The sequence below is a fragment of the Streptomyces sp. NPDC059695 genome (assembly GCF_042733785.1).
Classification (GTDB): Bacteria; Actinomycetota; Actinomycetes; order Streptomycetales; family Streptomycetaceae; genus Streptomyces.
In genome coordinates, this window is record NZ_JBHWFF010000008.1 from 201,217 (window position 1) to 214,579 (window position 13,363).

General features: G+C 72.3%; 9 protein-coding genes, 3 tRNA genes and 1 other RNA gene. 9 read left to right on the forward strand and 4 right to left on the reverse strand.

Annotation, left to right across the window (positions count from 1 at the left end):
• Positions 1-134 precede the first annotated feature (134 nt).
• Positions 135-222: transfer RNA gene (locus ACFV2S_RS13045), tRNA-Ser, on the reverse strand.
• A gap of 119 nt (positions 223-341) precedes the next feature.
• Here ACFV2S_RS13045 and ffs point away from each other — a divergent pair.
• The 6 genes from ffs (at position 342) to ACFV2S_RS13075 (ending at position 8,851) form a co-directional block, all read left to right on the forward strand.
• Positions 342-440: signal recognition particle sRNA small type (ffs, locus tag ACFV2S_RS13050), an RNA gene on the forward strand.
• Positions 441-544: 104 nt separating this feature from the next.
• Positions 545-2,656 carry a DNA polymerase III subunit gamma and tau gene (locus tag ACFV2S_RS13055; protein WP_385557192.1) on the forward strand — a complete coding sequence of 704 codons (2,112 nt, stop codon included), beginning with the start codon at positions 545-547 and terminating at the stop codon, positions 2,654-2,656.
• Between the two features lie 61 nt (positions 2,657-2,717).
• Entirely contained in the window at positions 2,718-3,968 is a 1,251-nt protein-coding gene (purD, locus tag ACFV2S_RS13060) for a phosphoribosylamine--glycine ligase (protein ID WP_385557195.1), read from the forward strand.
• A gap of 280 nt (positions 3,969-4,248) precedes the next feature.
• Positions 4,249-6,153: a hypothetical protein gene (locus ACFV2S_RS13065; protein ID WP_385557198.1), complete on the forward strand. Its 1,905-nt coding sequence runs from the start codon at positions 4,249-4,251 to the stop codon at positions 6,151-6,153.
• Between the two features lie 179 nt (positions 6,154-6,332).
• Entirely contained in the window at positions 6,333-7,793 is a 1,461-nt protein-coding gene (locus ACFV2S_RS13070; RefSeq protein ID WP_383798446.1) for a N,N-dimethylformamidase beta subunit family domain-containing protein, read from the forward strand.
• Between the two features lie 158 nt (positions 7,794-7,951).
• Positions 7,952-8,851 (forward strand): phosphoribosylaminoimidazolesuccinocarboxamide synthase, encoded by a 900-nt coding sequence (locus tag ACFV2S_RS13075; RefSeq protein WP_385557201.1) that lies wholly within the window; start codon positions 7,952-7,954, stop codon positions 8,849-8,851.
• Between the two features lie 51 nt (positions 8,852-8,902).
• Here the strand turns inward: ACFV2S_RS13075 and ACFV2S_RS13080 are convergent.
• The 3 genes from ACFV2S_RS13080 to ACFV2S_RS13090 form a co-directional block, all read right to left on the reverse strand.
• Positions 8,903-8,978 (reverse strand) — tRNA-Gly (locus tag ACFV2S_RS13080).
• Between the two features lie 80 nt (positions 8,979-9,058).
• Positions 9,059-9,130: transfer RNA gene (locus ACFV2S_RS13085), tRNA-Gly, on the reverse strand.
• Between the two features lie 207 nt (positions 9,131-9,337).
• Positions 9,338-9,679 carry an Lsr2 family protein gene (locus ACFV2S_RS13090; RefSeq protein ID WP_383801335.1) on the reverse strand — a complete coding sequence of 114 codons (342 nt, stop codon included), beginning with the start codon at positions 9,677-9,679 and terminating at the stop codon, positions 9,338-9,340.
• Between the two features lie 365 nt (positions 9,680-10,044).
• Here ACFV2S_RS13090 and purS point away from each other — a divergent pair, with 365 nt between their 5' ends.
• The 3 genes from purS to purL are packed head-to-tail and all read left to right on the forward strand — an operon-like array spanning position 10,045 to position 13,234.
• Entirely contained in the window at positions 10,045-10,290 is a 246-nt protein-coding gene (purS, locus tag ACFV2S_RS13095; protein ID WP_015035032.1) for a phosphoribosylformylglycinamidine synthase subunit PurS, read from the forward strand.
• Positions 10,287-10,967, forward strand: coding sequence for a phosphoribosylformylglycinamidine synthase subunit PurQ (purQ, locus tag ACFV2S_RS13100; protein ID WP_043224763.1), 681 nt, complete (start codon positions 10,287-10,289; stop codon positions 10,965-10,967). Before purS ends, purQ begins: the two co-directional genes overlap by 4 nt.
• Positions 10,967-13,234, forward strand: coding sequence for a phosphoribosylformylglycinamidine synthase subunit PurL (gene purL / locus ACFV2S_RS13105; protein ID WP_385557206.1), 2,268 nt, complete (start codon positions 10,967-10,969; stop codon positions 13,232-13,234). Before purQ ends, purL begins: the two co-directional genes overlap by 1 nt.
• Positions 13,235-13,363 lie beyond the last annotated feature (129 nt).

The following is a 13,363-nucleotide window of genomic DNA, read 5'->3' on the forward strand; positions in this document are numbered from 1 at the left end:
CGCCGGCGCGCGCCCCCGCGCCCGCCGCGGCGCGGGGGGGGGGCGGGGCCCGGCGGGGTGCGTGCGGGGGCGCCCCGGCCCGCCCCCCCCCCCCCGGGGGGGGCCCCCCTTCGACATCGTGCCCGGTGAGGCACTGGCGGAGGATACGAGATTCGAACTCGTGAGGGGTTGCCCCCAACACGCTTTCCAAGCGTGCGCCCTAGGCCACTAGGCGAATCCTCCGGGGCAAACAATACAAGACGTTGAGGGGTGCTCGCGAACGTGATCCGTGACGAGTTCCCCGGAGGCGGTCCGGGGTGCCATCGGGGGGTCGGGGCGGTCCGGGGATCGGGTACTCTGGGCGGAGCCCCTCACGCGGTGCTATCTGACTGAACTCCCCCAGGGCCGGAAGGCAGCAAGGGTAGGTCGGCTCTGGCAGGTGCGTGGGGGGCGCTTGCGTTCCCCGGCCCCGCCGCCGGCCCCGCCCCCCGGCCCCGCCCCCCGGCCCCCGCCCCCGGCGCCTCGTTTTCCCGGGTTGTCGGTGGGCGCCTATAACCTCGTATACGTGTCGTCTCTCGCGCTGTACCGCCGCTATCGCCCCGAGTCCTTCGCCGAGGTCATCGGGCAGGAGCATGTCACCGACCCGTTGCAGCAGGCCCTGCGGAACAACCGGGTCAATCACGCGTACCTGTTCAGCGGGCCCCGCGGGTGTGGCAAGACGACCAGCGCGCGCATCCTCGCGCGGTGCCTGAACTGTGAGCAGGGCCCCACGCCGACGCCCTGCGGGGAGTGCCAGTCCTGCCGCGACCTCGCGCGCAACGGGCCCGGGTCCATCGACGTCATCGAGATCGACGCCGCTTCGCACGGTGGCGTGGACGACGCCCGTGACCTGCGGGAGAAGGCCTTCTTCGGGCCCGCCTCCAGCCGCTACAAGATCTACATCATCGACGAGGCCCACATGGTCACCTCGGCGGGCTTCAACGCCCTCCTAAAGGTGGTCGAGGAGCCGCCGGAGCACCTCAAGTTCATCTTCGCCACGACCGAGCCCGAGAAGGTCATCGGGACCATCCGCTCCCGGACCCACCACTACCCCTTCCGGCTTGTGCCGCCGGGGACGCTGCGGGAGTACCTCGGCGAGGTGTGCGGGCGCGAGGGGATTCCCGTCGCGGACGGCGTGCTGCCGCTCGTCGTCCGCGCCGGCGCCGGTTCCGTGCGTGACTCCATGTCCGTGATGGACCAGCTGCTCGCCGGTGCCGCCGACGACGGTGTGACGTACGCCATGGCGACCTCTCTTCTCGGTTACACGGACGGGTCCCTGCTCGACTCCGTTGTCGACGCCTTCGCGGCCGGCGACGGCGCCGCCGCCTTCGAGGTCGTCGACCGCGTCATCGAGGGCGGGAACGATCCCCGTCGGTTCGTCGCCGATCTGCTGGAGCGGCTGCGGGACCTCGTGATCCTCGCCGCCGTGCCCGACGCCGCCGAGAAGGGGCTCATCGACGCCCCCGTCGACGTCATCGAGCGCATGCAGGCGCAGGCGTCGGTGTTCGGGGCCGCCGAGCTCAGCCGGGCGGCCGACCTCGTGAACACCGGTCTGACCGAGATGCGGGGCGCCACCTCGCCCCGGCTCCAGCTGGAGCTGATCTGCGCGCGGGTGCTGCTTCCCGCCGCCTTCGACGACGAGCGTTCCCTCCAGGCGCGCCTCGACCGGCTGGAGCGCGGCGCGGCCGCCGCGCCCGCCCCCGTCTTCACGCCGGGCCCCCCCGCGCCCGCCCTGGGGTACGTGCCCGGGCCCGAGGCCCACACCCCGATGGCGCCGCCCCCGCCGGCCCCGGCACCCGTCCAGCAGCCCGCGCCCGTCCAGCAGCCCGCCGCCCCGGCCCCCGTGCACGAGCAGCAGGGGCCCCGGCCCGGTGCCTGGCCCGGAGCCGCCGCCCCCGGCAGCGGCGCCCCCGGTGCCTGGCCCGGCGCGTCCGCGGCGCCCGCCGCCCCGGCCCCCGCGCCCGTACAGGCGCAGCCCGCCCCGCAGGCATCCGCACCCGCGCCCGCCTCCGGCGGCGGGGACACGGCCCAGGTACGGAACCTGTGGCCGCAGATCCTCGACGCCGTGAAGAACCGGCGCCGCTTCACCTGGATCTTGCTCAGCCAGAACGCCCAGGTGGCCGGGTTCGACGGCGCGACGCTCCAGCTCGGCTTCCTGAACGCCGGCGCCCGCGACAACTTCGCGAGCAGCGGCAGCGAGGAGGTCCTCAAGCAGGCCCTCGCCGAGCAGTTCCACGTGAACTGGAAGATCGAGGCGATCATCGACCCCTCGGGCGGCGCCTCGCCCCCGCCCGCCGCCACCAACTTCGGCGGAGGATCCAGCGGTGGCTTCGGCGGCGGTGGAGGCTTCGGCGGAGGAGCCGGTGGCGGCGGTGGCCGTCCCGCCGCTCCCTCTCCCGCGCCTTCCTTCCAGCAGGCCCCGCCCCCCGCCCCCGTCCAGGCGCAGTCGGCTGCGGCCCCGGCCTTCCAGCAGGCGCCGCCGCCCGCTCCCGCGCCCGCGTACGCGCCGCCGGTGGCGCCCGAGGACGACGTCCCGGAGGAGGACGACCCGGACCTCGTCGACTCCGCCCTCTCCGGGCACGACCTGATCGTGCGCGAGCTGGGAGCCACGGTTGTGGAGGAATACACGAACGAGTAGGGGCGTCTCGCTCGGTGGCCCGCACAAGGGGCATCCCACCCCGCGGGCTACCCTGGCAGGCGTGAAGGTCCTCGTCATCGGCGGCGGCGCCCGCGAACACGCCCTGTGCCGCTCTCTCTCCCTCGATCCCGACGTCACCGCTCTGCACTGCGCGCCCGGCAACGCCGGAATCGCGGAGGTCGCCGAGCTGCACCCCGTCGACCAGCTGGACGGCGCGGCCGTCGCCGCGCTCGCCACCGAGCTCGGCGCCGAACTGGTCGTCGTCGGTCCGGAGGCCCCGCTTGTCGCCGGTGTCGCCGACGCCGTCCGCGCGGCCGGCATCCCCGTCTTCGGCCCGTCCAAGGAGGCGGCGCAGCTGGAGGGCTCCAAGGCCTTCGCCAAGGACGTCATGGCCGGCGCCGGCGTCCCCACCGCCCGCAGCTACGTCTGCACGACCCCGGCCGAGATCGACGAGGCGCTCGACGCCTTCGGCGCTCCGTACGTGGTGAAGGACGACGGCCTGGCCGCCGGCAAGGGCGTCGTCGTCACGGACGACGTCGAGCGGGCCCGGGCGCACGCGCTCGCCTGCGACCGGGTGGTCATCGAGGAGTACCTCGACGGCCCCGAGGTCTCCCTCTTCGCGATCACCGACGGCACGACCGTCCTCCCGCTGAAGCCCGCGCAGGACTTCAAGCGCGCGCTGGACGGCGACGAGGGCCCGAACACCGGCGGCATGGGTGCCTACTCGCCGCTGCCCTGGGCCGACCCGAAGCTGGTCGAGGAGGTCCTGGAGACCGTCCTGCAGCCGACGGTCGACGAGCTGCGCCGCCGCGGCACGCCGTTCTCCGGTCTGCTGTACGCGGGTCTGGCGATCACCGGCCGCGGTGTGCGGGTCATCGAGTTCAACGCGCGCTTCGGCGACCCGGAGACCCAGGTCGTGCTGGCCCGTCTGAAGACCCCGCTCGCGGGTGTCCTGCTGAACTCCGCCAACGGCACGCTGGACGACCAGGCGCCGCTGAGCTGGAGCGACGAGGCCGCCGTCACCGTGGTCGTGGCCTCCCACAACTACCCGGAGACCCCGCGCACGGGCGACCCGATCGAGGGCCTGGACGAGGTCGCGGAGAAGGACGCCCCGCACGCGTACGTGCTCCACGCCGGTACGAAGCGGGACGGCGACGCGATCGTCAGCGCGGGCGGCCGGGTCCTCTCGGTCACCGCCACCGGAACGGACCTGGCGCAGGCCCGCGAGCGCGCGTACGCGGCGGTCGGCCGCATCCGCCTTGACGGTTCGCAGCACCGTACGGACATCGCCAGGAAGGCCGCCGAGGCCTGATAGCGCTCTATTTCGCCTGAATTCTCGTGATTCCCCTTGTGGCCGTGTGGTGCGGAAGTTGTGAACCACACGGCCACAAGTGCGCCATCACCTTTACCCAAAGCCATTCCATCGAGTGACGGCTCGGCCATACGGATGACTCCCGCCAAAGCCCCAACTAGGGTGCGGCGAAGGCATTCCGGCACTTGGCCCACCGGCATTGCGATGTCAGTGGCGGGTGCCACAGTGGGGGAGTGAGCAACACCGCCACAGGCAGTCCCGTCGAGGACAGGAGGGGGTGATGAACGGCGTGTCCGGTACCGGTTCCGTTGTCGGCGAGGAGTGGGGTGCGCGCGCCGCGCGCTCCCGGGCCCTCGCCGTCCTCCGCGTCCGCGGCAGGGCGCTGGGCCTCGCGGTGCTGCCCGCGGCGGTCGCCGTCGTCCTGTACGCGGGCGGGGTCACCGGCCACTTCACCGGAGCGGCTTGGGACACGGCCCGCTGGGTGGTGAGCGTGCTCGCCGTGCTCGTCCTCCTCGCCGCCGCGGCCGTCGCCCTCGTGGTGGCGCGGGCCCGCCCTGCGGCCACGCCGACGGTGGAGCTCGCCGAGACCGCCGCCCCCGATCTGTACCGGCTCGTCCGCGACCTGGCCGACCGGCTCGGCGTCCCGCCGCCCGCCGCGATAGCCCTCACCCCGGACTGCGACAGCTGGCTGGAGGACCGGACGCACCGGGCGCACCGCCCCCACCGCACGACCGGCGCCGACGGCGCTCCGGTCCTGGTCATAGGCTCGCCCTTCCTGTGGTGGATGCGTGTCGGCGAGCTGCGGGCGGTCCTCGCCCCGGTCGTCGCCGGTACGGGACCGGCCGCCCACCCCGACATAGCCGCGGCCCGCCGTTTCATCCGCGGGCTGGACGCCGCCGTCGCCGTGCCGTCCGACCCCCGCCTCGACCCGCTCCGCCGCTTCGGCGCGCGGGGTGTCGGGCAGGTCGCCCGCGTGCTGCTGCGCGCCTGTCGCGGGCACGCCGCCGAGATGGAGCGCGGGGTCGCCGCCGCCGGCTCGGAGCGCGCCCAGGCCGTGGACTACGGCGTACGGATCGTCGCCCAGGAGCAGGTCGGCCTGGCCTACGCGGGCTGGGACCGTCTGCTCACCCGGGTCGCGCTGCCCGCCTGGCGCATGGGCCGCTGGCCCGCCAAGCTCGACGCGGGCGTGGTCTCCGCGCTGACCGAGCTCTCCCGCCGCGACCGGCTCGCGGAGGGCTTCTCCTCCCGCCTCGGTGAGCGTCCCGCCTGCGACCTCCTGGAGGAGCCCGGCGCCGTCGACGAGGCCACCTCGCTGCTCGCCGCCCGTCTCTTCCACGGCGGCCCCGCCGAGCCCGGCCCCGACTGGGCCCCGGTGGAGTGGAGCCAGTACCCGGAGGAGGTCGTCGACCGGAAGTGGCGCACGGACGCGGCCCGCCTGCACCAGGTCCTCGACGGCCTGGGAGTGGCCGCGGCCTCCGGAGACCGGGCCGCCGACGCGGCGGGCCCGACGCTGACCGAGGTGATGGCCCACCTGACGACGGCTACGCCCACGGGACCGGCCTCCGGGTCGAACCACGACGAGAACGACGACCGCGAGCGCGAAGAGATCGACGACCGCGAGCGCGAAGAGATCGACGACCGCGAGCACGTCGAGGACGACGACCGCGCGTACCAAGAGGACGACGACCGCGACTACGACGGGGAAGACGAGCCGGTCAACCCGGCCGCCGAGGCGCTCGCCGGAGCCCTCAGCGCACTCCTCGCGCGCGAGGAGGCGGCCCGGGAGGCCCGGGTCGCGGCGGCGGCCGAGACCACCCGCACCGCGGAGAAGAGCCGGAAGAGCGGCCGCAGCGCCGCCGAGAAGAGTCGGCAGGCCACCCCGCACGTGGCCGTCACCGGCCCCGACGGGCCCCTGCCGCTGTTCCCGCTCCAGCCGCCCCGGACCGGGCGTGACCTGCTCGCCGACCACGTGACCGCGATGGTCTGCTGCGCCGCCGTCGACACCGCCGAGGCGACCCCCGGCCTCGACTGGCTCGACGGGCCCGCCCTGCTCGTCGGCGGCGAGCGCGCGGCGGACCTCGGTCCCCGGGTCCTGGCACTCGTCGAGGACGGCGACCCGGAGCCCCTGCGGGCCTGGCTGGCTCTCACCGGAGTGCGCCCGGAGAAGCCCGTACGCCTGGTCTGAGGGCCCGCGGACCGAGCCGGACCCGGATCGGACCGGATCCCCTGCTTCCACTCTCGCCAATTCACGACGAACGGTGACGGAGTGCGTGCGTTATGTGATGTGCTGGAGACCGTCACTGACAGAGGCACGAACCACAGGCACTGACCGGCCGACCCGGGGGAGTCGAGGGAGGGGCGCACATGGGGGCGGAGCAGATCAGACGGTGGGAGTCGGGCGCGCTAGCGCACGCCGTCTCCGATCCCTTCGGCCAGGGCCCGCTGCCCTGGCTGCGCGGCTCGGAGAACTACTTCGACGACACCGGGCAGATGGTCCCCTGGTACGCGGACGAGATCCTGGCCCGGGGCGGCAGCGGCGGCCCCCGGACGGCCGACGACGTCCGGCGGCAGATCAAGGGCTTCGCGTCCGACGGGGCCGTGGCGCCCGGGGAGTCGATCGACTTCCACGTCACCGTGGACCCGCCGCAGCAGTTCTCGGTCGACGTCTACCGGATCGGGCACTACGGCGGCGACGGCGCCGCGAAGATCACCACGAGTCCGCGCCTCTCCGGGATCGTCCAGCCGGCCCCGCTCACCGCGGACCGCACGGTCTCCTGTCACCACTGGTGGCAGTCCTGGCGGCTCCAGGTCCCCTCGTACTGGTCGATCGGCGCGTACGTCGCCGTCCTCACGACCGCCGACGGCCACCGCTCGCACATCCCCTTCACGGTCCGCGACAACCACCCGGCGGACCTGCTCCTCGTCCTCCCGGACGTGACCTGGCAGGCGTACAACCTGTACCCGGAGGACGGCCACACCGGCGCCAGCCTCTACCACGCGTGGGACGAGGAGGGCCGGCTGCTCGGCGAGGAGGACGCGGCCGTCACCGTCTCCTTCGACCGCCCCTACGCGGGCGCGGGCCTGCCCCTGCACGTCGGCCACGCCTACGACTTCATCCGCTGGGCCGAGCGCTACGGCTACGACCTCGCCTACGCGGAGACCCGCGACCTGCACGCCGGCCGGGTCGACCCGAGCCGCTACCGGGGCCTGGTCTTCCCGGGCCACGACGAGTACTGGTCGGCGCCGATGCGCCGGACCGCCGAGCTCGCCCGCGACCAGGGCACCTCGCTCGTGTTCCTCTCCGCCAACACCATGTACTGGCAGGTGGAGCTCGGCCCCTCGCCGTCCGGGGTGCCGGACCGTCTCCTCACCTGCCGCAAGCGGCGCGGCCCCGGCCGCCCGGCGCTCTGGCGCGAGGTCGACCGGCCCGAGCAGCAGCTCCTGGGGATCCAGTACGCGGGCCGGGTGCCCGAGCCGCACCCCCTGGTCGTGCGGAACGCCGGGCACTGGCTCTGGGACGCCACCGGCGCGGGGGACGGCGACGAGCTCCCGGGCCTGGTCGCGGGCGAGGCCGACCGGTACTTCCCCCGGACGGCGCTGCCGGAGCACCAGGGCCGGATCCTGCTCTCCCACTCGCCGTACCGGGACAGCGAGGGCGCCGTCCGCCACCAGGAGACGAGCCTCTACCGGGCCCCGTCCGGTGCCTGGGTCTTCGCGTCGGGCACCTTCGCCTGGTCGCCGGCGCTGGACCGCCCCGGTCACGTGGACGCCCGGGTGCAGCGCGCCACCGCGAACCTCCTCGACCGCATCTGCAAAAGGGACTGAGCGGATCCGGAGGCGGACCGGGAAGAGGGACTGAGCGGATCCGGAGGCGGACCGGGGAAGAGGGACTGAGCGGGGGGTCACAGGGCCCGGGGGCCGGATCGGCCCCGCCGTGCGAGAGAATCGGACACGTTCCCTGGATCAACCTACGCGGAGGAACCGTGTCCGGATTCGTAGAAAAGCCCGAGCCCGTCCAGGTCCCGGGCCTGACCCATCTCCACACGGGCAAGGTCCGCGACCTGTACCGGAACGAGGCCGGCGACCTCGTCATGGTGGCGAGTGACCGCATGTCGGCCTACGACTGGGTGCTGCCCACCGAGATCCCCGACAAGGGCCGGGTCCTCACCCAGCTCTCCCTGTGGTGGTTCGACAAGCTCGCCGACCTGGCCCCGAACCACGTCCTGTCGACCGAGCTGCCGGCCGGTGCCCCTGCCGACTGGGCGGGCCGCACGCTGATCTGCACGTCCCTGGACATGGTCCCGGTCGAGTGCGTCGCCCGCGGCTACCTCACCGGCTCCGGCCTGCTCGAGTACGACGCGTCCCGCACGGTCTGCGGTCTCGCGCTCCCCGAGGGGCTGACCGACGGCTCCGAGCTGCCCGCCCCGATCTTCACCCCGGCCACCAAGGCCGCGGTCGGCGACCACGACGAGAACGTGTCGTACGAGGAGGTCGCCCGTCAGGTCGGCGCCGAGACGGCCGCGCTGCTGCGCCAGACGACCCTCGCCGTGTACGGCCGGGCCCGGGACATCGCGCGCGACCGGGGCATCATCCTGGCGGACACCAAGTTCGAGTTCGGCTTCGCGGACGGCACGCTCGTCCTCGCCGACGAGGTCCTCACCCCGGACTCCTCGCGCTTCTGGCCGGCCGACCAGTGGCAGCCGGGCCGCGCCCAGCCCTCGTACGACAAGCAGTTCGTGCGGGACTGGCTGACCTCGCCGGCCTCCGGCTGGGACCGCAAGAGCGAGCAGCCGCCGCCGGCGCTCCCGCAGGAGGTCGTGGACGCGACCCGCGCCAAGTACATCGAGGCGTTCGAGCTGCTGACCGGGAACGCCTGGTCCTAGCGGACGGGGAACGAGAAAGCCCCCGGTCGATTCGACCGGGGGCTTTCTTCATGGAGCGGACGACGAGATTCGAACTCGCGACCCTCACCTTGGCAAGGTGATGCTCTACCAACTGAGCCACGTCCGCATTGCTGCCGCTCAGCTTTCACTGGGCGGTGCGAGCACCACTGTACCTGATCCACCGGAGTGGTCGGTAATGCGATGCAGAGCGGGTGACAGGGATTGCACACTGCGCCTTCCCCCTGGAAGGGGGCTGTTCTGCTACTGAACTACACCCGCACGCTGCTGGGGACTTGGCTTTGTCGGCCTCGCCCCTCGGCGTGATTCAGACTCTAGCGGATCATGGGGGGTGCAATGCAAATCGGCGTCGCCGCGCCACTCCCTCCGGCCCGCTCGGCCCGCCGCGAGACGGGCCCCGGCCCGCTCGGCTCGCCGTACGGAAGCGCCGCTCCCCTCGGCTCGCCACGCGGAACGCGCCCGCTCCGCTCAGCTCGCCGCGCGGAAGGCCTCGTAGACCCTCTTCGGGATCCGGCCGCGGGCGGGCACGTCCATCTTGTTGGACTGGGCCCAGGCGCGGACCGCCGCCGGGTCGGGGGCGAGGGCGGTGTGCGTGTACGAGTCGACGGAGGCGCTCCGGCCGGCCGCGGCCCGGGCCGGCAGCTTGCGGCCGGCGGCGAGGTAGGGCGCGAGGGCCTTGCGGAGTTTCTTTGCATTGGCAGCATTCAGGTCGATCTCGTACATCTTCCCGTCGAGGCCGAACGCGACCGTTTCAGCCGCTTCTCCGCCGTCGATGTCGTCGGAGAGAGTGACCACCACACGCTGAGCCACGGATATCGGTCCTTTCCTGCGGCTGCCGGGGTCGACGGAGCGCTTGTGGCGCCCCTGACGTGCGGCGATGCCGACCGTACGGCTGTGCCGGGACAATGCTGCTTTCTTCTGGATTCCTTTGTACAGCGGCAGGCGTCGCATTGTGAAGCCCTGTCAATTGTTTCAGCGTGTCCCGGCAGATTGCGGTCCGCAATATCTCGCTCGAATTTTGCGCGGAGTGCGTGCCCCGGGTGTGGATCCCGTTCGTGTGGCGCACGCCGTCCTGAACCGGGTTTTTGTAGGATCCTTCAGATCTCTACCCGCGTAGAATTTGGAGGCAGGTACGCTGAGGGAACCGCCCACGCAACACACCACCGGGAGTGCCAGTGGCACGCGTCGTAGTCGACGTCATGCTCAAGCCGGAGATTCTGGACCCTCAGGGGCAGGCGGTGCAGCGTGCACTGCCCCGCCTGGGATTCGCCGGAATCGCCGACGTCCGTCAGGGGAAGCGCTTCGAGCTGGAGGTGGAGGGACCGGTCGACGACGCCGCCCTCGCCCGCATCCATGAGATGGCCGAAACCTTCCTTGCCAACACCGTGATCGAAGACTTCGTCGTGAAGGTGGAGTCGTGACCGCACGCATCGGCGTCGTCACGTTCCCCGGAACGCTCGACGACCAGGACGCGCTGCGTGCCGCCCGCCTCGCGGGCGCCGAGCCCGTCTCGCTCTGGCACCGCGACAAGGACCTCAAGCAGGTCGACGCCGTGGTCCTGGCCGGCGGCTTCTCCTACGGCGACTACCTGCGGGCCGGAGCCATCTCCCGCTTCTCGCCGGTGATGGAGACGATCATCGAGCAGGCGAAGGCGGGCATGCCCGTCCTCGGTATCTGCAACGGCTTCCAGATCCTCACCGAGGCCCACCTGCTGCCGGGCGCGATGCTGCGCAACAACCACCTCCACTTCATCTGCCGCGACCAGAAGCTGCGGGTGGAGAACGCGGAGACCGCCTGGACCTCGGACTACTCCGCGGGCCAGGAGATCGAGGTCCCGCTCAAGAACATGGACGGCCGGTACGTCGCCGACGAGCGCACGCTCGACGAGCTGGAGGCCGAGGGGCGGGTGGCCTTCCGCTACCTGGACGTGAACCCCAACGGCTCGCTGCGCGACATCGCGGGCATCACCAACGCCGCGGGCAACGTGGTCGGCCTCATGCCGCACCCGGAGCACGCCGTCGAGCCGCTGATCGGCACCGGCAAGACGGACGGCCTCGGTTTCTTCACCTCGATCCTCAAGAAGCTGGTCAACGCCTGATGAGCCTCGACACCGTCAAGCACGCGAGCGAGACGCCGGACAGCGAGCAGCCCTGGAAGGAGCTCGGCCTCAAGGAGGACGAGTACGCGCGCATCCGCGAGATCCTCGGCCGCCGTCCCACCGGCGCCGAGCTCGCCATGTACTCCGTCATGTGGTCCGAGCACTGCTCCTACAAGAGCAGCAAGGTCCACCTGAAGCAGTTCGGCGAGAAGACCCCCGAGAACGACGCCATGCTCGTCGGCATCGGTGAGAACGCGGGCGTCGTCGACGTCGGCCAGGGGTACGCGGTCACCTTCAAGGTCGAGTCGCACAACCACCCCTCGTACATCGAGCCCTACCAGGGTGCGGCCACCGGCGTCGGCGGCATCGTCCGCGACATCCTCGCCATGGGCGCCCGTCCGGTCGCGGTCGTCGACCCGCTGCGCTTCGGCGCGGCCGACCACCCCGACACCAAGCGCGTGCTGCCCGGTGTCGTCGCCGGCATCGGCGGCTACGGCAACTGCCTGGGCCTGCCGAACATCGGCGGTGAGGTCGTCTTCGACTCCTGCTACCAGGGCAACCCGCTGGTCAACGCCGGCTGCATCGGCGTGATGAAGCACGAGGACATCCACCTCGCCAAGGCCTCCGGCCCCGGCAACAAGGTCATCCTGTACGGCGCCCGCACGGGTGGCGACGGCATCGGCGGCGTCTCGGTCCTCGCGTCCGAGACCTTCGACGACACGAAGCCCACCAAGCGCCCCGCCGTCCAGGTCGGCGACCCCTTCCAGGAGAAGCTCCTCATCGAGTGCACCCTGGAGATCTTCAAGGAGAAGCTGGTCGCGGGCATCCAGGACCTCGGCGGCGCCGGGCTCTCCTGCGCCACGTCCGAGCTCGCCTCCGCCGGCTCCGGCGGCATGCACGTGGACCTGGAGAAGGTCCACCTGCGTGACGCCACGCTCTCGCCCGAGGAAATCCTCATGAGCGAGTCGCAGGAGCGCATGTGCGCGATCGTCGAGCCGCAGCACGTCGACCGCTTCCTGGAGATCTGCGAGAAGTGGGACGTCATCGCGGTCGTCATCGGTGAGGTGACGGACGGCGAGCGCCTGGAGATCTTCTGGCACGGCGAGCAGATCGTCGACGTGCCGCCGCGCTCCGTCGCCCACGAGGGTCCGACCTACCACCGGCCGTTCGCGCGCCCGGACTGGCAGGACGCGCTCCAGGCGGACGACGCGGGCAAGCTGCCCCGGCCGCAGGGCGGCGCCGAGCTGAAGGACCAGGTCCTGAAGCTCGTCTCCTCCCCGAACCAGGCCTCGAAGTCCTGGATCACGGACCAGTACGACCGGTTCGTGCAGGGCAACACGGTCCTGGCGCAGCCCGAGGACGCGGGCATGGTCCGCATCGACGAGGAGACCAATCTCGGCGTGGCCATGGCGACCGACGGCAACGGCCGGTACGCGAAGCTCGACCCGTACACGGGCGCGCAGCTCGCGCTCGCGGAGGCGTACCGCAACGTCGCCGCCTCCGGCGCCAAGCCGCTGGCCATCTCGGACTGCCTCAACTTCGGTTCGCCCGAGGACCCGGCCGTGATGTGGCAGTTCGCCGAGGCCACCCGTGGTCTCGCGGACGGCTGCCTCCAGCTGGGCACCCCGGTCACCGGCGGCAACGTCTCCCTGTACAACCAGACGGGCGAGACCGCGATCCACCCGACGCCCGTCGTGGCCGTCCTCGGTGTGATCGACGACGTCAACCGGCGCACCCCGATCGCCTTCGCGGAAGAGGGTCAGCTCCTCTACCTGCTGGGCGACACCAAGGAGGAGTTCGGCGGTTCGGCCTGGTCCGAGGTGATCCACCAGCACCTCGGCGGCATGCCGCCGGCCGTGGACCTGGACCGGGAGAAGCTGCTCGGCGAGATCCTGATCTCGGCCTCGCGCGACGGCATGATCGACGCGGCGCACGACCTGTCCGACGGCGGTCTGGTGCAGGCGGTCGTCGAGTCCTGCCTGCGCGGCGGGAATGGCGCGCGCCTGGTCGTCCCGGAGGGCCTGGACGCCTTCACGTTCCTCTTCAGCGAGTCGGCCGGCCGTGCGGTCGTCGCCGTCCCGCGCAGCGAGGAGCTCCGCTTCACCGACATGTGCGGTGCGCGGGGTCTGCCGGCGACCCGGATCGGCGTCGTCGACGGTGCCGAGTCCGACGGGAACGCGGTCGTCGACGTGCAGGGCGAGTTCGCGCTCTCCCTCGCGGAGCTGCGCGAGGCGCACGAGGCGACGATCCCGGGCCTGCTGGCCTGATCCGGAGCATCGAGCCCCCCGGCCGGCCCTCGGGGGCGGGCGGGGGGGGGGGAGGGTTCCCCCGGGGGAGGATGACAGTACATAAGTAAAAAAAAAACAAAGAGCGATGAGAGCCGGGTGGGGGGGAGG